This is a genomic window from Spirillospora sp. NPDC049024, assembly GCF_040649235.1.
Lineage (GTDB): Bacteria > Actinomycetota > Actinomycetes > Streptosporangiales > Streptosporangiaceae > Spirillospora.
In genome coordinates this window covers 79,366-96,251 of the sequence record NZ_JBEZFD010000002.1, presented here as the reverse complement: position 1 = coordinate 96,251, position 16,886 = coordinate 79,366, and the positions used below count along the sequence as shown (strand labels likewise).

The following is a 16,886-nucleotide window of genomic DNA, read 5'->3' as shown; positions in this document are numbered from 1 at the left end:
GGAGGTGAGGACCCGTGAACACAGTCACCCATGGGTGCTCCCTCAGCCTGTCACGGTCCGGCGACTGACGTCCGGAGTCGCCAGGAGCGCCTGAGATCGAGGCTCTCCTGGAAGGAGACTCCGATGGACGCAAAGCCTTCTACATCCAGCCTGAGCGATAACGCGGTCTTGGTCACGCGCGTCGCGGACAGGCACTGGCATGCACTGGACGACGACCTGGTGGTCGGCCGCGGATATGCCGAACACCGGCCCGACGGACGCCTGTTCGTCAGCATCGACGCCTGGCAAGACGCCACCTTCGACCAGCTCGCCGAGGCGATGCTGGCGGAACTGCCGGCGCCGCTCTACACGGTGGTCGATGAAGCCGACGTCGACCTGACCGCTCGCTGGCAGCGGGTCGGTTTCACGATCCGGCGCCGCGAGTGGGAGTACGTCGTGCCCACCGACCCGCAGGTCACCGGGCTCGACAAAGTCCTGCCGCCTCCGGGCGTCACGATCGTGCCCGCCGGTCAGGCGGACGAGAACCTGCTGCGGGAGGTGGACCGCGCGATCCGCGACGAAGTCGAGTCGACCGTCGGATGGTCGCAGTCGATGCCCGCGGAGGTGCTCCCCCGCCCGGGCGACGACACCATCGTCGACCCGTCGAAGTACGCGGTGGCCGCGGCGCCCGGCCGCTACCTGGGCCTGATCCGGGTGGTGACCGTGCGCCGCCCGCGCATCGGGCTGATCGCGGTCCGTGCCGGCGAGCAGCGCCGCGGCATCGCGCGGGCACTGCTGGCCCACACCCTGGGCACGCTGCACCGCTCCGGGTTCACCGCGGCCTGGGCCGAGGCCCAAGAGTCCAACCGAGCAGCCATGGCGCTCTTGGAGGGCATCGGCGCCCGGCAGATGGGCAGCAACCTGGAGCTGGTGCGATGAGGAGCAAACACGGCATCGAAGTCGAGGGCAAGGTCGTCGAGTGCCTTCGCAGCGCCATGTTCACGGTGGAAATCGAGGGCGGCCACCGGGTACTCGCCCACATCAGCGGCAAGATGCGCAGGAACTTCATCAAGATCTACCTGGAAGACCGGGTCCTGGTGGAGCTCACGCCATACGACGTAACCCGCGGCCGCATCGTCTTCCGCTACCGCAACTAGCGGTCGCCACCGTCCCTTGTAGCTGATCCCGGGGGTGTGTATTGCTGTGGAGGGCAGGGCATGCGCTCTGCCCTCCACGCCATGTCAAGCGGACTCGGTCGGGAGGCCCGCCTCCACCCAGTCCTGGATGCCCTCGCGGTACTTGCGGACGTTGGTGTAGCCGAGAGCGGTGAGCCGATCGGCGACCTGGCCGCTGTTGGCGCACGCCGGGTTGGAGCAGTAGGTGACGATCGCGGCGTCGCGGTCGGGCAGCAGGGTCGGCGCCTGGGCGTCGACATCGGCCGAGACCAGTTCGAGCGCACCGGGCAGGTGCTGCTTGGCGTAGTACTCGCCGCCCAGGGTGTCGAGGACGGTCACGCTGCCCGCTTCGATCGCTGCCTTCAACTCGTCGCGGGTGATGAGTGCGGTCATGCCAGTACCCTTCGACTTAATAGGACTGTGGTCCGGTTAAATGCGCACACTATGCGGACTACAGTCCGCTTGCAAGTGGTGTCGCAGGGACTGAGCCCACGGCCCCATGGCCGGATCGTGAGCTCCCGGTTCGGGCACACGCCGACTGCGAGCCTCCTGGCACTGCATCCGCTCCCGAGGTTGGGCCGTTCACCCCTGCCGACGTTCGAGCCCGCCCGTCCCGCGAGGTGGGCGGGCTTCGGACTTGGGCGCGGGCCGGTCAGCGGGAGAGGTCGTAGAAGTGGAGGTTGAAGGTTCCGTCCTCCCAGCCCCCCAGGTAGAACCAGTTGTCGCCGCTTTGTATGTGCCAGTGCGACGTTCTGGGGAGGTCCCAGCGCTTCTTTCCAGTGGACGCGTCGCGGACGACGCCGTGCTGGTCATCTTCGTCGTCGGACCACCAGAGCAGCACGCTTCCACCGACGAGCGGCTGGTAGTCGTGAAACTCCATGTCGTCGACCGACGCGCCGCCGGCCTGCCACATCTGCTGGCCCGTCGACTCGTCGAGCGCCCGGACCGTGCTGCTCTTCTCGCCGGTCCCGTGGGCGGTGAGGACGATGCGCTCGTCGGCGCCGATCGGTACACCTCGTTGCCGGGCCGTCCAGCGCGGCTTGCGGGTCTTCAGATCGAATGCCTGCGTCCGGGCGCTGCGGGTGGCGAACAGGAAGGCATCGGAGGCCGTCCCGTACTCGTGTGCGGGCGTGCTCTTCAACCGGCACATCCGGCCGGAGTTGTAGAACGGCAGCCGGACCCGCCCCTGACGCTTTTCGTGGCGCAGGTCATGTATCCCAATAGAGTAGCGACAGGAGCGCTGTTTGCCTTCTCTCTCCGTTATCACCAGAAAATTGGAAGCGATGCCCGGGTCCCCAGATCTGTACTGAACCTGCGCCGTTCGTCTCCCGGTGGTCGCGTCCACGGTGGTCGCGGTCGGCTTTCTCTTGTCCTTGAGCTGGGACGGCTTGCTCAAGAGCAGGAGGTGCCGACCCGACGGGCGGGTGTCGATTTCGTTGACGTACTTCTGAAAGAGCTTGTTGTAGGACACCCAGGTGTCCGGCTGCGCAGGCAGGGTCCATGAGGGTCTGCCGGTGCGAAGGTCACGACGCGAGACCGTGCACGCCTTCGGGCAGTCGGAGGTGTAGACGGCGTCCTTGAACACGGTCACTTCGCCGTTTCTCAGACTGTCCTTCCACAGGGTGCGTCCCGTCGCCGCGTCCAGCGCCATCAGCCATCCACCCCGCCCCGGCGAGTTCCCTGGTTCCTCGGTGCCGGCATTGGTCAGGACGACCACATCGCCGGCCACCTTCACCTGCCGGATCGCATAGGAGAAGCGTTCGAACGGATGGCGATAGGACCAGCGCTGCCGACCGGTGCGCCGGTCAAGGCCGATGACGGTCTTGTCCGCCCAGAGGATCACCGAGTCCGCGGTCGCGCCCGTCGCCTTCACCTTGGCGATCTCGAGTTCGGCGCGCCAGGTGGGCGCCTGCCCCTCGTCCCCGAATCCGCAGCCCGTCAGGCCGACGGTCGCGATGAGCGTCCCGGCCAGGAGGCCTCGCCTGATCTGCGCGGCCTGCTTCATTTCGCGCACAACCGATCGACTCTTGATCATCTTCACCGCCCCGCGCTCCCGGCGTCGCCTGAGCCCGGCTTCTCCCGTCCACGGGAAAGGTCGTAGAAGAACAGGTCGTAGTCGTCGTCCTCGCCCAGGTGCCCGTATGGCGAAGCGGCGAACCAGTCGTCCCCTGCACCGGTCATGAAGCAGCACCGCCCGAACGTGTGCCACTGCCTCTGCCCATTGGCGGCGTCGAAGACGACACCGCGCCCCTCTTGGTCGGTGTGCCGCTCATACCAGAACAGCGCTCTGCCTTCGACCAGGGCTCCCGGGCGGTCGAACGAGAAGTCCGAGTTACTCGTCTGCCACAACTGCCGACCGGTCACCGAATCGCGCATCCGGTAGACGGGACCGCTCTCGCCCAGCCCGGGAGTCGCCTTGGTCAGGACGAACCGCCGATCGGCCGCGTAGATCCGCTCGCCCGTCCGGAGCGTCCAGCGAACCGCGCCCGTGGCCAGGTCGAACACATGCGTCCGCCAGTCGGCGTCGGTGAACACCAAGGTGCCGGGCGGCCCGAGATCGGATTCGTCCACCCCCTGTTTCCAGTCCAGCGGGCAATAGGTACCGGTCGGCCCCTCTATCCCTGCGACCCGTGCCCGCCATCTCTGACTGCCATCGTGCAGATCGATGCCTCGCAGTACGTGCGTGCACGGAGGCTCCGCGGTCACGGCCTCCTTGATCACAAGAAGCCCGGGCAGGACGTTCACGTCCTGCCCGTCGGTGCGGCCGGCCCCACCGCGCGCGTACGGGACGCGGGCCAGCCGTCTCCCGGTCGCCGCGTCCACGCTGGTCGCCAGACCTTCGCGTGCACGACCGCCCGCGCGCAGGAGCACCACCTGCGGGCCCGACGTACCGGTCTCGAGTGGCGGGGCGTCGTAGCGCACGCCCCTTTTCTGCGATCCGATGTCGGTATCCGCGACGCGCGTGCCCGACGGTTCGGTCAGAGACCACACGGTTCGTCCGGTACGGAGTTCGCGACGGGACACCAGGCACTTCTTGGCGCATTCGGCGACGTAGACCCCGTCCTGGAAGACGGTGACGGCGCCTTCGCCGAGGTCGTCCTTCCACAGCGCACGACCGGTGGCGAGGTCCAGGACGGTCAGCCGGTCGCGGCCCCGCTCCGGCCGCCGGAGCCGGTCGGAGAAGACCACGGCCACATCCCCGGCGATCTTCACCGCTCCGCCGTCATCCGCCAGCGTCTCGGTCTGGTCGCGGTACGTCCAACGCAGCTTCCCGGTGCGTCGCTCCAGACCCGTTACGGTGTCGCCCCACCAGAGGAGCACGGTGTTCTCACTCGCCAGCACGGCGGAATCACCGTCGAGGCCGCGGAGGTTCACCTCGGCGGTCCAGTGGGGCGGGCGCCCCACGTCGTAGTCGAATCCCAGCAGACCATAGGACGTCAGGAGGAGGGCCCCGGCCAGCAGGCTCCTCCTGATGCGCGGCGCCCCTCTCAGCCATCGCACGGTCGCGACCGGCAAATCCTTGATCATCCGGGGGACCCTACCAGCGCGGATTGCCACCTAACATGGTAGATATATCCAATTTGCCAGTACTCGATCGTCGCACCGGGTCGCAACGGCCAAGTCGCGACCACTCCGAACGCCCCGATCGTCCCTCGCTCCGCCCATTGCCGCGCGCAACTCGGCGCCTGCGTTCACCAACGCGCCCGCCCTCACAGCCCCTGGCACTACGACCTGACCCTGACCAAGTGCCGACTGATCGTTGACGCCCAAGCATGCAAAGCCGTCCACACCCTGCAGCTTCGCAAGGCCACATCACGCCAAAAGGCTCATTTGCGACCTTCCGCCGGACCCACTCCTGCCGTGATGGCGCGGCCCGCATCGTTCCGCGAATCCCAATCCGGCCGCCATTAAGGTCGACCTGCACGAAAAGCCGGATGCTCGCCATCTCCGACGAGGACGTAGTCGTAGTACAGAGGGAAGCCCTCTTCGTCCTCGGGGTATTCATGGCTGCTGTGGTTCGCAAAGATCATGGCCAGCTCCTGGACCTCGAAGGCGAATTCCTCGGTGACCGTGTAGCGGGCTCGGAGGATCTCGTCGAGGTCGTCGGACGGAGTACGGAAGACGTCCGTCTCGCCGAGGAGCACGTGTACGTCGGCCGTCTCGTCGATGAAGCGCGATACGGCCACGGAGCTCACGACGTCGCCGCGCGTGGAGGCGATCGTGTACTCGAAGAGGGGCAGCCGGACGAGCAGCCGGATCTCCCCGCCCCGGGATGCCGTCACCCGCTCTACACGTGCACCCTCGATGTCTTCGGCGATCGACTGGGTCTCATCGAGGGAGGCGCCCAGCCGGAACGGGCCGATGCCCTCGCGCGGGAGAAGCGGAACGTCCATGTGTTCTCTCAATCCAACAGCACATCCTCACCCCTACGAGTGACGCCACGAGCCCGAGCGTCAGAAAGAGGCCAACCGCGCACACACCAGGCTCCGCCGGACCCGGCGAACGCCCGGACGCCCTGCTCAAGTCATGGAGATTCCTGCGGACGCTGCACGACTGCCGGCACCGCGCCGGCCGCCTCGCCAAAGCCGTCCAAACCCCTGCAACTCCGCGGGACTGCATCCCGCCAGGGCCGGACGGCGTTCCATGCCCGATCGAGGCATGGGGGCACCGGCAGGTTCGGCGGTCCGGCCCCTGACGCCCTGGGCCCGCCCGTCCGGCGACGCCGGGGGAAGCGCGGTCGCACCCCAGGGGGTCGGGTGCGGCCACTCGCCGGACGGGCGGGGGTTCTAGAGGGCGAGCCGCGCCCAGACGACCTTGCCGCGACCGCCGTTGACGTGCCGGTATCCGCAGCCGCCGGTCGCGAGGAGCCGCACCACCATCAGGCCCCGGCCGCCCTCGGCCTCGGGATCGGCCGCCGGCACGGCCGGCGGCGCGTGCGACGGGTCCCACACCCGGAACTCGATGGCCCTGTCCAATAGCGTGACCCACGCCAGGACCTCGTGCCCCTCGACGGCGTGCACCACGGCGTTCGTCGCCAACTCGGACATGATCGTGCGCCCCACGTAGTCGTGCTGCGCCAGCCCCCACGCCTCACACGCCTGCGTCACCAGCGAACGCGTCAGATACACGCTCTCGGGATAAGCGCGCCAGCGGAGAGCGAATTCGTTTGGCACCTTTGACGGAAGCTTGTCCCAATTGCCCTGAATGACATTCACGCCGGGCCACCTTTCTCGCCGAACCCGGTCCACACTTTGCCGCCGCCCGTTACGCTTGTCGCGTTTCGTTCAGTGATCCCTAGACGAAGGATCTTGAATGGCGAGAGTGGACCGCCTGGATCCCGATCACAATCTGTGGCACTGGCTGTCAGTTGACCTGCGGGTTTGGCGCGAGGAACGCAACCTTTCACAGGTCGACGTAGCCAACATTTGCGGCGTCGATAATTCCACGGTTTCAAACTGGGAATCGGGCAGCGCGAAAATCCCCCAGAAGCACACCGAAACTCTTGACCGGGTTTGGCGCACCCGTGGTCATTTCACCCGACTTCGGGGGCTTGCTGACAGCTCCCACGACCCGGACTGGTACCAGCAGTTCACTACCTACGAGCGGCGAGCGACGGCCGTCAGTCCATACTGCGCCCTTGTGATCCATGGCCTGCTCCAGACCCCGGATTACATGCGCGCCCTCATCGTGGGCGGTCAGAACATCGATGATGTGGATGCCGCAGTTGAGGAACGCGTGGCGAGGCAAGAAATACTCAAGGGTACTGAGCCGCCGAACCTCTGGGTATTGATCAAGGAGTCGGTTCTCTGGGACTGCATCGGCACACCGAAAATCATGCGGGAGCAACTCGCCCACCTGCTCGAACTGAGCCATCGTCCAGGAATGATCGTTCGCGTGGTCCCCCGCAGCATCGGCGCGCATCCAGGGGTCGACGGCTCGTTTACTCTCCTCCAAGTCAGTGGAGCCGAAGTAGCTTGGTCGGAGGCCGTCGGCGGCGGACGCCTGGTTACAGACCCTGTGAACGTTAGCGACTACCGGGTACGGTATGACCTAATTGGCGCTGACGCTTTGTCCCGAGATTCCACGAGGAGTCTCATAGCTAAGGTCATGGAGGCCATGCAATGAGCGAGTCGATTTGGCGCAAGTCCCGCCGGAGTGGCACAGGAGGTGCGGGGGGCCAAGAGTGCGTGGAGGTGGCCGCTCTCGCCGAGGGACGCGGCATCAGAGACAGCAAGGCGCCCGACACCGGCCACCTCACCCTCTCCCCCGCGAGCTTCGCCCAACTCGTCATCCGCGTGAAGCGCGGAGACCTGGACCTCTAACCCGCCGGACAGCACGGACGGCCCCGCCTTCGATCTATGGCGACACCCGAATCGACGCGAAGGCGAGGCCGATCCCGGGCCCTGACGCTGGGCACCAGGACACCCGCCCTCGCAAGCGTGCCGCTCCTGGCAGTCTTGTCGTTCCGGCCACCTGTGTCTGCGTACGCGCTACCAGCAGTTTCGCCAGCGTCTCGGCGAAACGCCGGGCCTCGCCCATGACCGCATCGGGGTCGCTGTAGATATAGCGCGCCCGTCCTGCCAGTTCCCCGAACGAGTCGACTGGTCCGCGCTGGTCTCGCTGTAGGGGCGGCGGCAGGGACGGCATCGCTGTCTCCCGAGAGCTTCACCAAACTCGTCGCCGGGCGGAGTAGGGCAGTCCGACTCGCCTGCCTGACGCGGCCGTTTCTCCTTCTCTCCGTCCGCCCTCCCTCACGGACTCGACGGGTAGCCTCATCGCGGTGCCCGTAGCGACGGGATACGGCGGCGCTGGTGGCCGGTGGCCTGGGCGTGGCGAGCCGTTGGCTTTTGGATGTGACGCATGGACTTGCTGCCCGAGGACGACTTCACCATCAGGCTCACGCGTGATCAGGCTCTGGTGCTCTCCGACTGGCTCGACCGCATGGAGGGCAACAAGGAGTTCGCCAAGCTGCTGAACGAAGACCGAGCCGTGTGGTCACCGATCCACCGCATCTCCGGAACGCTGGACAAGTCGCTGGTGGAAATCTTCATGCCCGACTACACGGCCCGTCTCGACGCCGCCCGAGAGCGACTCAAGGACACCCTCGGCGACCTTGGTCACCCACCGGCGGAACCCTAGAGCCCATGTCGCGCCTGCTGGAGTTGTCCGCGATCTCAGGTGCGGGTACCGGGGCGGTCGACGATCTTCTGGGTCACTTCCGCGTACCACGACAGGACGGTGCCCGGCTTCGTCGTGTACGGCTTGCCGTCATCGCCCTTATAGGTGTGCGGGTACACGACGTCCTCGCGAGAGCCCAGGTAGGCGTAGGTGGTGGGGTCGAGGATGATGCTGGTCTGTTCGCCTACGTCGTTGGTCCGGGCGAAGGCGACGCCTGGGCGGCCGGCGGCGTCCCGTACGTCCTTCCGCAGCGTCACGCCTTCGACCTTGGGCAGTGCACGGTAGACGGCCGCTCGCAGCTTGGGGGGCGACGGGTCGCGGAGGATGTCGTCCATGGTTTCGAAGACGTCCTCGGCGGACGTCTCGCCGATCTGGGTCGGATACCGGGCCGTGGAGAGGCGATGCAGGAGTGCGCCGGGTGCCGTGGGCAGCGTGTCGTAGTTGCCGAGGTTGAACAGCGGTCCATTCGTGTGGTTCTTCAGGTCGTACGGGGTGGAGGTGAATACGCGCAGCTTGCCGCCGAAATAGTGGGCCCGGCCGCCGCCGTCGACACGGTGCCAGTCCTCGAACGTTATCCGGGAATTGACGTCGACGCCTTTCCACCAAGTGCTCATGTCGAAGCCGCCCGCGCTCACCGCACGCGTGTAGACCCACTGTCTGGGACCGGGTTTGCGGTACGGCTGCCGCTCGGCGGCATGGGCGGCGCGTGAGCCCAGTTCGACCGCGCTGGCGAGCCGGACGTCAGGGAACGGTTGGACGTCCGTGGTGGGAAGCGCCGTTGAGGCATGTGTCGGACGTGGCGGCCCGTCGGAATCGTGCAGGATGACCACGCCCGCCACGGCGCCCGCGACCAGGATCGCCCCAGCCGGCAGGACCCATGGTGTGAGCCGTCCAAAGGCAGGGCGTCTGATCCGGCCCCATATGGTCCCGCCTGCGGGCCGAGGGGCGGGGCCGTCGCCGGCGGCCAGCGCGCGCAGGCCGCGCAGCACCGACTCCTCAGCCTCGGCGGACATCGGCGAGACGGTCTTGCGGAACTCCCGCACCTTCGTGAGTTCGTCCATCAGTGCTCCTCTCCGATCGAATCCACGTCGCCGAGCGCCCCGCGGATCTTGCGGCGGGCCCGGTTGAGGCGGGAGCGGACGGTGCCGATGGGAACGTCCAGCGCCGCCGCGACCTCCTCGTAGCTGAGTTCGGCCCAGGCGACCAGCAGCAGCACGTCGCGGTCGCGGCGGTGGAGTGCCGCGATCACCCCGGCCAGGCGGCGGTCCTCGACCTGCGCGTCCACCCGCCGGACGACGGCCTCCGCGAGCGGCTCGGGGAGCGGGTCGAGGCCCGTGCGCCGGAGTGCCCGGTACATGCGCTCCTCGGTGCGACGGTGCCGCGCGATGAGGTTGGTCTCGATCCCGTACAGCCAAGGCCGCGCCACCGGCTGCGCCAGGTCGTAGGAGGCGCGCTGCCGGAAAGCGACGAAGAACGTCTCGGCGACGATGTCCTCAGCCGTCTGCCAGCCGAGCCGTCGCGCCGCGTACTGCTGGATCTGGCTGCCGTACCGTTCGAACAGCACCGAAAAGGTCTCCGGTTCGGTCAGCGAGTGCCGGATCACCTCCGCGTCGCTCAGGACCCGCGCCTTTCGCTGATCGGCGGCGGCGCCGGTCACGGGTTGGGCCCATCTCGATGCGTCATGGCGTCCCTTCGTGTGGTTGCGATGGGTTGTTGCCCGAAAGCGCCACCCGAGTTCACGCGCCTATTCGCCCTGCTCCGGTACATGCGAGTCCTTCTGCGTCTATCTGCGTCCATCCGCCGTCGCCGCCGAGCCGACATCGGGGCGGCGCGGCGGGTCCGGTTGGCGTGTTCGGTGCTGGACGCCGCCCCACATCGCTGGTTGGTCGGCAGGCGCTGTTCGGGCTGGTTCCAAAGATCTGAGATTTCGTTGCCGGGGATGTCGAGAACGGAGGGGTGGCTCCGTCCCAGGGGCACGGGCGACCGAGAACCGTCGCTCGACGACGCGAGCCAAGGAGCGATGACCATGGAGCAGCACGAGATCAACGAGATCCTCAGCCGGCCGTTCAGCCAGGAGCTGCTGGCCCGCGATCTGACCCGCCTGGCCTATGTCGCCGAGGACGGCACGCCCCGCAACGTGCCGATCGCGTTCACCTGGAACGGCTCGCAGATCGTCCTGTGCACCAGCAAGAACGCCCCGAAACTGCGCCACCTGCGGCAGCGTCCCGAGGTCGCGCTGACGATCGACACCGAGGTGCACCCGCCGAAGATCCTGCTCATCCGGGGGCGCGCCGAACTCGACGTCGTCGACGGCATCCCGGACGAGTACCTGCAGATGAACGGCAGCTACGAGATGACGCCCGAGCAGCGCGTCGAGTGGGAGGCCGAAATCCGCTCGCTCTACGACGGCATGGTCCGGATCGTCGTCACCCCGACCTGGGTGAAGCTCATCGACTTCGAGACCACGCTGCCCAGCGCGGTCGAGGAGCTGGTCCGGGAGCGGGCCGAACGCCAGAACGCCTGAACCACCCGCATGGGCTCAGGGTCGCCTCATCACCATGGTTCAGGTGAAGCTCGCTGCCAGCAGCAGCCCGGCCGAACCGGTCAGCAGGACCGGGCAGATCTTGAACCAGACGACCGGCGTGCGGGCGCCGGTGAGGGTCGTCAGTGCCGCGAGGACGAGCAGCGCCCCCGCGATGACACGGTAGGTCCAGTCGGCGGCGGACGTCCCGCCGCCGACCACCGTGACCACGATGACCAGCACGGCGAACGACCACATGGCCACGGCTTCGGCCAGCCACTCCTGGGTCAGCACCCTTCGGTTGTCCTCAGTGATCTCACCGAACCCGGCGACGACGGCCCTGGTGGGAATCGCGTGCGAGATCCCCCACAGACCGACCAGGCCTGCGGCGAGGTAGGCGAGAACCTCCTCCATGCCACCACCGTCCATCGCCGCCCGTCCCGGCCTGGTCGAGAGCCCTTCGCACCGGACACCCGGCAGGGGCAGGCGGCCAGTATCGAGATCTTGTCGGCTGCCTGGTTTTCAGGGCCTCTGGATCCGGTCAGCCCATGCGGTTGGACGAGCAGGACGCGACCGCGAAGGGGCCAGTGGAAGTGTTGTCGGCGACCACCTTGCCGTTGACGCTGATCCGACAGGTGACCGAGCCCCGCTCGCCTGCGTTCTGGACGTCGAGCCGAAGAACGTCGAAGCCGCTGACCTTCCGGGACGCCGTCTGGCGCCACGGCAGCGACTGGCCGTTGGCCTGCGTCGAGGCCTGGCCGAACGAATAGGTGATGTCCGCTTGGGCCGCGCCGCCGGCGCCTTCTGCCTCCAGCACGACGCGGGTCTGCTTCTCCTCTGTCACGTCGCCGAGCGTGACCAGGATGAGGGTGATGACGATCGCCCCGATCAGGATGCCGAGGTAGCCGAGGACAAGGCCCGCGATCGCCATGCCCCTGCCGCTCTGGCCGGTCCTCTTGATCTGGGAGAGCGACACGTGGCCGAAGATGACCGCAAGGATGCTGCCGAACCAGCCCAGCCATGTGATGCCAAGGATCAACGAGACGATGGCCAGGGTGTTGGTGCTTCCCGGCTGCGGTTGCCCAGGAGGTGCTCCAGGCGGCGACCCTCCAGGGGGCGGTCCTCCATGGGGCGGTCCTCCATGGGGCGGTTCTCCAGGCGGAGGCGCTCCGCGGTCTCCGTACCCACCGCCCGGCACGGACATGACGGCCTCCCCCCAGGATCGACCTTTCTCGGTCAGCTACCCACAGTGATCACCCACTACACTCCGAACAAATCGGCGCCTCCGCCGTCCACATCCGCTTGCGGTGGATCGGGACGATCACCCGGACGTGTCGCGGTCTGCTGCCGTTTGTAGGCGGAGGTCGTTGGCGACTGCGAGGGCCAGGGCGATGCCGTCTGCGGCGTGGGCGCCGTGTTGCCAGGCTTCGGTGTAGGCCGCCGGGTCCAGGCGCTCGCGGACCCGGGTCTCGGTGCGGGTGTGGTGAAGGTGGAAGGGGCGGAGGCCGGTGAGCGCGGCGCCGGTCACCTGGCGCTGGCGGTGCGCGGCTCCCAGCAGGCGGGCGGTGTGATGGTGGTTCCCTAGGACGCTCGCCGTCCAGGCAAGCGTCTCGACGCCCCAAGCGGGGCCCCAGCGGTCGTTCATGGCCCGTTGCCGCAGGAGGGCGTCGCAGAGTGGTGTGAGCGCACTCGCCGGGTCGCCGTGCAGGAGGGCGGTGAGGCCCGTGGCCCATTGGGCCCAGGTGCGCGCCCACTCGGCTCCTGAGGCGTCGGCCTCGGCTACATAGGTTTCGCATGCGGACACGGCGATGCTCTGGTCCCCGAGGAACGCGGCCGCCATCGCCCAGAACATGGTGGCCATGTGGGCGTCGCCGATGTGGCCCGCGTCCCGCAGCCCCTCGCGTGCCCGGGCCAACCGCTCGATGCAGGCGGGGTCACCGTGCGCCAGCAGCATGTGGACGCCCTCGACGTAGGCCACGGGGGGAGCCTGCGCGCCCAGGTCGCGGCACTCGTTCATGAACGTCTCGGCGGCCGCCTGGTCCCCCTGGATGGACGCGATGAAGGCCTTCATGACCGTCACCATGATCGTCTCTTCGCGGCCGCCGGGGCCGAGACCGGCCGCGAGGCTTTCGAGCCAGTGGCGCGCCTCGCCCAGCGTTCCGCTGAAGAACCAGGACCGGGTGCGCGTGAGGTCGGCGGCGATGTCCGCACCGGTTCGGACCCGGTCCGGCTGGTTGACGCAGAACCCCAGGGCGGCGCGGAAGTTGGGCACCTCCGTGCGCAGCCGGTCCAGCCAGCCGACTTCTCGCGGGCTGCACCAGTCTGCGGCGGCGCCCGCCGCGAGGGAGTGGTAGTGGTCGCTGTGGCGGATGCGGTACTCGGTGGCGTCCCCGTCCCACCGGAGCCGGTCGAGCCCGTACTGGCGGATGGTCTCCAGCAGCCGGTAGCGCGCGGAGCGGCCGTCGCCGTCGACCACCACGACGGACTTGTGGATGAGGCCGGTGATCAGGTCGAGCACGTCGGCCCGGGCTATGCCGTCGCCCGCGCACACGGCCTCGGCCGCCCGGAGGTCGAAACTGCCGGCGAAGACCGAGAGCCGGGGCCACAGCCGGCGCTCCCCTGGCGTGCACAGGTTGTAGCTCAGGTCCATGACCCCGCGCAGCGTGCGCCGGTAGCGGTCCGTCGCGGGCGACTGGGGGACGGACAGCAGCCGGAAGCGGTCCTCCAGTCGTTCGAGGATCTCCTCGACGGTGAGGGACGTCAGGCGGACCGCCGCCAGTTCGATGGCCAGCGGGATGCCGTCCAGGCGCCGGCAGAGTTCGGCGGCGGAACCGCCGTCCCGCAAGGGAGCGGCGCATGCCGCCGCCCGGTCGCTCAGCAGGCGGACGGCCTCGCACGCGCCTCCGTCACCGCCGGGCCGGAGGGTCAGGCCGGAGACGAGCAGGACGTGCTCGCCCGGTACGCCCAGCCGCTCACGGCTGGTGGCGAGCACCCGGAGGCTCGGCGCCGAGCACAGCAGCCGCTGGACGAGCCGCGCCACGGCGTCGACCAGATGTTCGCAGTTGTCGAGCACGAGCAGCAGGTGCCGATCGCGCACGTGGTCGGCGAGGGCGTCCATCGCGGACCGCACCGACTGGTCGCGGAGCCCCAGCGCCTCGGCGACGGCGCGGGCCACCAGCGTCGAGTCCGTCAGCGCGGCGAGGTCGGCCAGCCATACCCCGTCGGGGAAGTGGGGCCTCATCTGCCCGGCGGCGCGCAGGGCCATCCTCGTCTTGCCGACTCCGCCGACTCCGGTCAGGGTGACCAGGCGCGACGCGCGCAGCAGGCGGCGCGTCTCGGCCAGCTCCATCTCCCGGCCGACGAAGGACGTCGTCTCGGCGGGCAGATGCCCCTCTCCGGCCGGCGATGCTCGGCGGGTCGCGGTGAGCTCGGGGGCGGAGGCGAGGATCCGCCGGTGCAGCGTCCGGAGTTCGTCGCCGGGATCGATCCCCAGTTCGTCGGCGAGGAGGCGGGTGACCTCGCGATAGCGCTCCAGCGCCTCCCCCTGCCGACCGCACTGGTAGAGGGCCAGCATCTGCTGCGCCCAGAAGCGCTCCCGGAAGGGGTGACGTCCGGTCAGCCTCCGCAGCTCCGGCAGTACGTCGGCGGGACGTCCGCACCGCATGACCGCGTCGATCCACAGTTCCTGCGCGGCGAGATGGCGCTCGCACAGCGCCGGGACGACGTCCTGGAACCGTTCCGCGGGCAGGTCGGCCAGGGGTTCGCCCCTCCAGAGCGCTAGCGCCTCGCCGAGCAGCTCCGCGGCGCGGTCGGGGTCGCCCGCGGACGACGCGGCGGCCCCCTGCCGGACGAGGGCGTCGAACCGGCGCGCGTCCACGCCCTCCGGCGGCACCTTGAGCACGTAACCGCGGCGATCGGTGACCACGATGCCCGGGCCGAGCGTCCGGCGGAGTCGCAGGACGTAGTTCTGGACGGCGTTCCGCGCACCTTGGGGCGGGTCGTCGCCCCACAGTCGGAACGCGAGGGCGTCCACCGAGACGATCCTGCCCGCGTCGACGAGCAGCGCCGCAAGAAGGACGCGGTGCTGACCGGCGCGGATCGGCACGCGCACGCCGTCGCGCACGGCCTCGAGGGGCCCCAAGATCCCGAACTCGTACCGGGGGTTCACTGTCCCAAGATATAACAATGCGTTAGTAAGCACATACTCTCCGCATCGATCTGCAGATCAGGGACCAGAGTGACCGCGACGTGACCGGGACGACAGCGCAGGTCGGGATGGTGGACAGCAAGACGCCGGAGGCGAACCGCCTACGGCGCGACGCTCCCCTCGCTGCGGCGGCGCAACCGCTCGCAGCCGACGAACCCTCGAAGGGATCCTTACTCATGACACGCAAACCCACCGCCCTGCCCGCACGTACGGCTCGCGTGCTGGCTCTGGGGTCGGCGTTCCTCGCCCTCACCGCCGCAAGCGTCGCCGCGGCGGGCGCGGCGGGCGCGGCGGGCGCGGCGCCCCGCGACGCCGCGGCCCCGTCCGGCACCACCGCGGCCCTCGAGGTGCGCCAGACCTACCGGAACGACGCGACCAAGCGTTGCCTGGACGACCACGGGGCTGAGAGCCACCTGCGCACCTTCCCCTGCAACAACACCGACTTCCAGAAGTGGGAGGTCTTCGCCGTGGGCGACACTCGCATCCTCAAAAACGTCGCTACCGCACGCTGTCTGGACGACCACGGCGCCATGGGGAACCTGCGCACCTTCCGCTGCAACGACACCGACTTCCAGAAGTGGCGCGTCACCCCGTACGAGGGCGGCGCCATCCAGCTCAAGAGCGTGGCGACCGACCGGTGCCTGGACGACCACGGGGGCCTGGGCAACCTGAGGACCCATCCCTGCAACTGGCAGCACTACCAGGCCTGGCGCTGATCGGGGGCCGCCAGGCCGGCTGATCGGAGGTCGCCAGGCTGAGAGGCGGTGCGGTCCGGCCTGGCCGCACCGCCTCGGCCGAGGTCGCCGACGGGCAAGCCGGGGCAGCGGGGCTGCCGATACCTGCGTCAACTCGGCTTTCCCGCTGTCGGCGCCCTGGTCGCCGGCATCAGCGCGGGAGCGGGTTCCCGCTTCCGCTCCGCGAACGCGACAGCGGCGCTTGCGCGGCATTCCGGTGCTGGGGACGAGGAGCGCCGGGCCGTCAAGCGTCCGGCGCTCCTGGTCGTTTTGTGGAGATAGCAGAGACGGGTCCGAGGGGCGACCCGGTCGGCTCTGACAGCGCATCTCTGTGACCTAGGTCACTTATCGATGGTGTCGAGATCCTGGACGCGGGTCCGAGGTAGCGGCGAGACCCGTCGACAGAGGAGGAATCCATGGCCGCCGCCATCGCCCCGTCGTCCCGCACCGCCCGTCCCACGTCCCGCGCGTTGATCGCGGGGGCTCTCGCAGGGCCGTTGTTCCTCGTCTCCGCCGTCACCCAGATGGCCATGCGCGAGGGCTTCGACGTCACCCGGCACCCGATCAGCCAGCTCGCCACCGGCGGGCTCGGCTGGATCCAGATCGCCACGTTCGTGCTGACGGGGCTGGGCTGCGTCGCCCTGGCCGTCGGCCTCAAGCACACGATCACCGAGGGGGTCGGCCGGCGGACCGTGCCCGCCTTCGTCGCGGTCTTCGGGGTCGGGCTGGTCGCCGCCGGGCTGTTCCCCATGGATCCGGAGAACGGATTTCCGGTCGGCACCCCGGAGGGGCCCGTCGCCCGGATGTCCTGGCACGGTGTCGCGCATTCGGTCGCGGCTGCCGTCGCCTTCACCGCGCTGGCCATCGCGGCCGTCATGATGGCCGTCCGCTGCGTGCGCCGGCGGGCCGTGTGGCCGGCCGTGCTGAACGGCGCCGTGGCGCTCGTCCTGCTGGTGCCGATGTCACCGGATCACATGAGCCTGCAGATCGCGCTCAACGGCCTGGTCGCCTTCAGTTGGACGACCGCCGTCGCGGTGTCCCTGCACCGCCCGTCATACCCGGCTTGACCTGGTTAGACGGCTGGAACCCGG

General features: G+C 68.8%; 18 protein-coding genes and 1 pseudogene. 9 read left to right on the top strand and 10 right to left on the bottom strand.

Annotated elements, in window-relative coordinates; translation table 11 throughout:
* Positions 1-168: 168 nt before the first annotated feature.
* Complete coding sequence (locus AB0C21_RS03275; RefSeq protein WP_500202429.1) at positions 169-918, top strand: GNAT family N-acetyltransferase; 750 nt, start codon at positions 169-171, stop codon at positions 916-918.
* Complete coding sequence (infA, locus tag AB0C21_RS03270) at positions 915-1,136, top strand: translation initiation factor IF-1 (RefSeq protein ID WP_500202428.1); 222 nt, start codon at positions 915-917, stop codon at positions 1,134-1,136. The genes AB0C21_RS03275 and infA overlap by 4 nt, the downstream gene beginning before the upstream one ends.
* 84 nt (positions 1,137-1,220) lie before the next feature.
* Here the strand turns inward: infA and AB0C21_RS03265 are convergent, their stop codons facing one another.
* From AB0C21_RS03265 to AB0C21_RS03250, 4 genes are all read right to left on the bottom strand, one after another.
* Positions 1,221-1,547, bottom strand: coding sequence for a rhodanese-like domain-containing protein (locus AB0C21_RS03265; RefSeq protein ID WP_500202427.1), 327 nt, complete (start codon positions 1,545-1,547; stop codon positions 1,221-1,223).
* 259 nt (positions 1,548-1,806) lie between these two features.
* Positions 1,807-3,189: an outer membrane protein assembly factor BamB family protein gene (locus AB0C21_RS03260; RefSeq protein WP_500202859.1), complete on the bottom strand. Its 1,383-nt coding sequence runs from the start codon at positions 3,187-3,189 to the stop codon at positions 1,807-1,809.
* Positions 3,190-3,191: 2 nt separating this feature from the next.
* On the bottom strand, positions 3,192-4,682 hold the full coding sequence (locus AB0C21_RS03255) for an outer membrane protein assembly factor BamB family protein (RefSeq protein ID WP_500202426.1): 1,491 nt from the start codon (positions 4,680-4,682) through the stop codon (positions 3,192-3,194).
* 380 nt (positions 4,683-5,062) lie between these two features.
* Positions 5,063-5,548 carry a hypothetical protein gene (locus AB0C21_RS03250; protein WP_500202867.1) on the bottom strand — a complete coding sequence of 162 codons (486 nt, stop codon included), beginning with the start codon at positions 5,546-5,548 and terminating at the stop codon, positions 5,063-5,065.
* A gap of 17 nt (positions 5,549-5,565) precedes the next feature.
* On the opposite strand from AB0C21_RS03250, the pseudogene AB0C21_RS03245 reads away from it, so the two are divergent.
* Positions 5,566-5,745 (top strand): annotated as a pseudogene (locus tag AB0C21_RS03245) (IS5/IS1182 family transposase); the annotation flags it as partial.
* 196 nt (positions 5,746-5,941) lie between these two features.
* Here the strand turns inward: AB0C21_RS03245 and AB0C21_RS03240 are convergent.
* A complete protein-coding gene (locus AB0C21_RS03240) occupies positions 5,942-6,328 on the bottom strand; it encodes an ATP-binding protein (protein ID WP_500202425.1) in 387 nt (128 codons plus the stop codon).
* A 139-nt stretch (positions 6,329-6,467) separates the two neighbouring features.
* On the opposite strand from AB0C21_RS03240, the gene AB0C21_RS03235 reads away from it, so the two are divergent.
* The 3 genes from AB0C21_RS03235 to AB0C21_RS03225 all read left to right on the top strand — a co-directional run bounded on the left by AB0C21_RS03235 (position 6,468) and on the right by AB0C21_RS03225 (position 8,294).
* Positions 6,468-7,280, top strand: coding sequence for a helix-turn-helix domain-containing protein (locus AB0C21_RS03235; protein WP_500202424.1), 813 nt, complete (start codon positions 6,468-6,470; stop codon positions 7,278-7,280).
* Positions 7,277-7,477: a DUF397 domain-containing protein gene (locus AB0C21_RS03230; protein WP_500202423.1), complete on the top strand. Its 201-nt coding sequence runs from the start codon at positions 7,277-7,279 to the stop codon at positions 7,475-7,477. Before AB0C21_RS03235 ends, AB0C21_RS03230 begins: the two co-directional genes overlap by 4 nt.
* Positions 7,478-8,015: 538 nt before the next feature.
* Positions 8,016-8,294, top strand: coding sequence for a hypothetical protein (locus AB0C21_RS03225; protein ID WP_500202422.1), 279 nt, complete (start codon positions 8,016-8,018; stop codon positions 8,292-8,294).
* 35 nt (positions 8,295-8,329) lie between these two features.
* On the opposite strand, the gene AB0C21_RS03220 is transcribed toward AB0C21_RS03225, so the two are convergent.
* Together AB0C21_RS03220 and AB0C21_RS03215 are read right to left on the bottom strand one after the other, a co-directional pair.
* Positions 8,330-9,394: a CU044_5270 family protein gene (locus AB0C21_RS03220; RefSeq protein WP_500202421.1), complete on the bottom strand. Its 1,065-nt coding sequence runs from the start codon at positions 9,392-9,394 to the stop codon at positions 8,330-8,332.
* Positions 9,394-9,990 carry an RNA polymerase sigma factor gene (locus AB0C21_RS03215; protein WP_500202420.1) on the bottom strand — a complete coding sequence of 199 codons (597 nt, stop codon included), beginning with the start codon at positions 9,988-9,990 and terminating at the stop codon, positions 9,394-9,396. Before AB0C21_RS03215 ends, AB0C21_RS03220 begins: the two co-directional genes overlap by 1 nt.
* 369 nt (positions 9,991-10,359) lie before the next feature.
* On the opposite strand from AB0C21_RS03215, the gene AB0C21_RS03210 reads away from it, so the two are divergent.
* Complete coding sequence (locus AB0C21_RS03210; protein WP_500202419.1) at positions 10,360-10,857, top strand: pyridoxamine 5'-phosphate oxidase family protein; 498 nt, start codon at positions 10,360-10,362, stop codon at positions 10,855-10,857.
* Between the two features lie 39 nt (positions 10,858-10,896).
* Here AB0C21_RS03210 and AB0C21_RS03205 read toward each other — a convergent pair whose 3' ends face one another.
* From AB0C21_RS03205 to AB0C21_RS03195, 3 genes are all read right to left on the bottom strand, one after another.
* The gene (locus AB0C21_RS03205; protein ID WP_500202418.1) at positions 10,897-11,268 is read right to left on the bottom strand and encodes a hypothetical protein; all 372 of its coding nucleotides are present in this window, start codon (positions 11,266-11,268) and stop codon (positions 10,897-10,899) included.
* Between the two features lie 127 nt (positions 11,269-11,395).
* On the bottom strand, positions 11,396-12,058 hold the full coding sequence (locus tag AB0C21_RS03200) for an MmpS family transport accessory protein (protein ID WP_500202417.1): 663 nt from the start codon (positions 12,056-12,058) through the stop codon (positions 11,396-11,398).
* A gap of 117 nt (positions 12,059-12,175) precedes the next feature.
* Positions 12,176-15,022 (bottom strand): AfsR/SARP family transcriptional regulator, encoded by a 2,847-nt coding sequence (locus tag AB0C21_RS03195; RefSeq protein WP_500202416.1) that lies wholly within the window; start codon positions 15,020-15,022, stop codon positions 12,176-12,178.
* A 215-nt stretch (positions 15,023-15,237) separates the two neighbouring features.
* Between AB0C21_RS03195 and AB0C21_RS03190 the strand changes: the two genes are divergently transcribed.
* Both AB0C21_RS03190 and AB0C21_RS03185 read left to right on the top strand, forming a co-directional pair.
* On the top strand, positions 15,238-15,777 hold the full coding sequence (locus tag AB0C21_RS03190) for an RICIN domain-containing protein (RefSeq protein WP_500202415.1): 540 nt from the start codon (positions 15,238-15,240) through the stop codon (positions 15,775-15,777).
* A gap of 434 nt (positions 15,778-16,211) precedes the next feature.
* Positions 16,212-16,862, top strand: a complete 651-nt coding sequence (locus AB0C21_RS03185) for a DUF998 domain-containing protein (protein WP_500202414.1) — start codon at positions 16,212-16,214, stop codon at positions 16,860-16,862.
* Positions 16,863-16,886 lie beyond the last annotated feature (24 nt).

Coding starts and splice junctions, on each gene's coding strand:
- AB0C21_RS03220 (WP_500202421.1), bottom strand. CDS start 9,394: ATGGACGAACTCACGAAGGTGCGGGAGTTCCGCAAGACCGTCTCGCCG.
- AB0C21_RS03200 (WP_500202417.1), bottom strand. CDS start 12,058: ATGTCCGTGCCGGGCGGTGGGTACGGAGACCGCGGAGCGCCTCCGCCT.
- AB0C21_RS03190 (WP_500202415.1), top strand. CDS start 15,238: ATGACACGCAAACCCACCGCCCTGCCCGCACGTACGGCTCGCGTGCTG.
- AB0C21_RS03255 (WP_500202426.1), bottom strand. CDS start 4,682: ATGATCAAGGATTTGCCGGTCGCGACCGTGCGATGGCTGAGAGGGGCG.
- AB0C21_RS03205 (WP_500202418.1), bottom strand. CDS start 11,268: ATGGAGGAGGTTCTCGCCTACCTCGCCGCAGGCCTGGTCGGTCTGTGG.
- AB0C21_RS03265 (WP_500202427.1), bottom strand. CDS start 1,547: ATGACCGCACTCATCACCCGCGACGAGTTGAAGGCAGCGATCGAAGCG.
- infA (WP_500202428.1), top strand. CDS start 915: ATGAGGAGCAAACACGGCATCGAAGTCGAGGGCAAGGTCGTCGAGTGC.
- AB0C21_RS03235 (WP_500202424.1), top strand. CDS start 6,468: ATGGCGAGAGTGGACCGCCTGGATCCCGATCACAATCTGTGGCACTGG.
- AB0C21_RS03250 (WP_500202867.1), bottom strand. CDS start 5,548: ATGGACGTTCCGCTTCTCCCGCGCGAGGGCATCGGCCCGTTCCGGCTG.
- AB0C21_RS03230 (WP_500202423.1), top strand. CDS start 7,277: ATGAGCGAGTCGATTTGGCGCAAGTCCCGCCGGAGTGGCACAGGAGGT.
- AB0C21_RS03210 (WP_500202419.1), top strand. CDS start 10,360: ATGGAGCAGCACGAGATCAACGAGATCCTCAGCCGGCCGTTCAGCCAG.
- AB0C21_RS03260 (WP_500202859.1), bottom strand. CDS start 3,189: ATGATCAAGAGTCGATCGGTTGTGCGCGAAATGAAGCAGGCCGCGCAG.
- AB0C21_RS03185 (WP_500202414.1), top strand. CDS start 16,212: ATGGCCGCCGCCATCGCCCCGTCGTCCCGCACCGCCCGTCCCACGTCC.
- AB0C21_RS03225 (WP_500202422.1), top strand. CDS start 8,016: ATGGACTTGCTGCCCGAGGACGACTTCACCATCAGGCTCACGCGTGAT.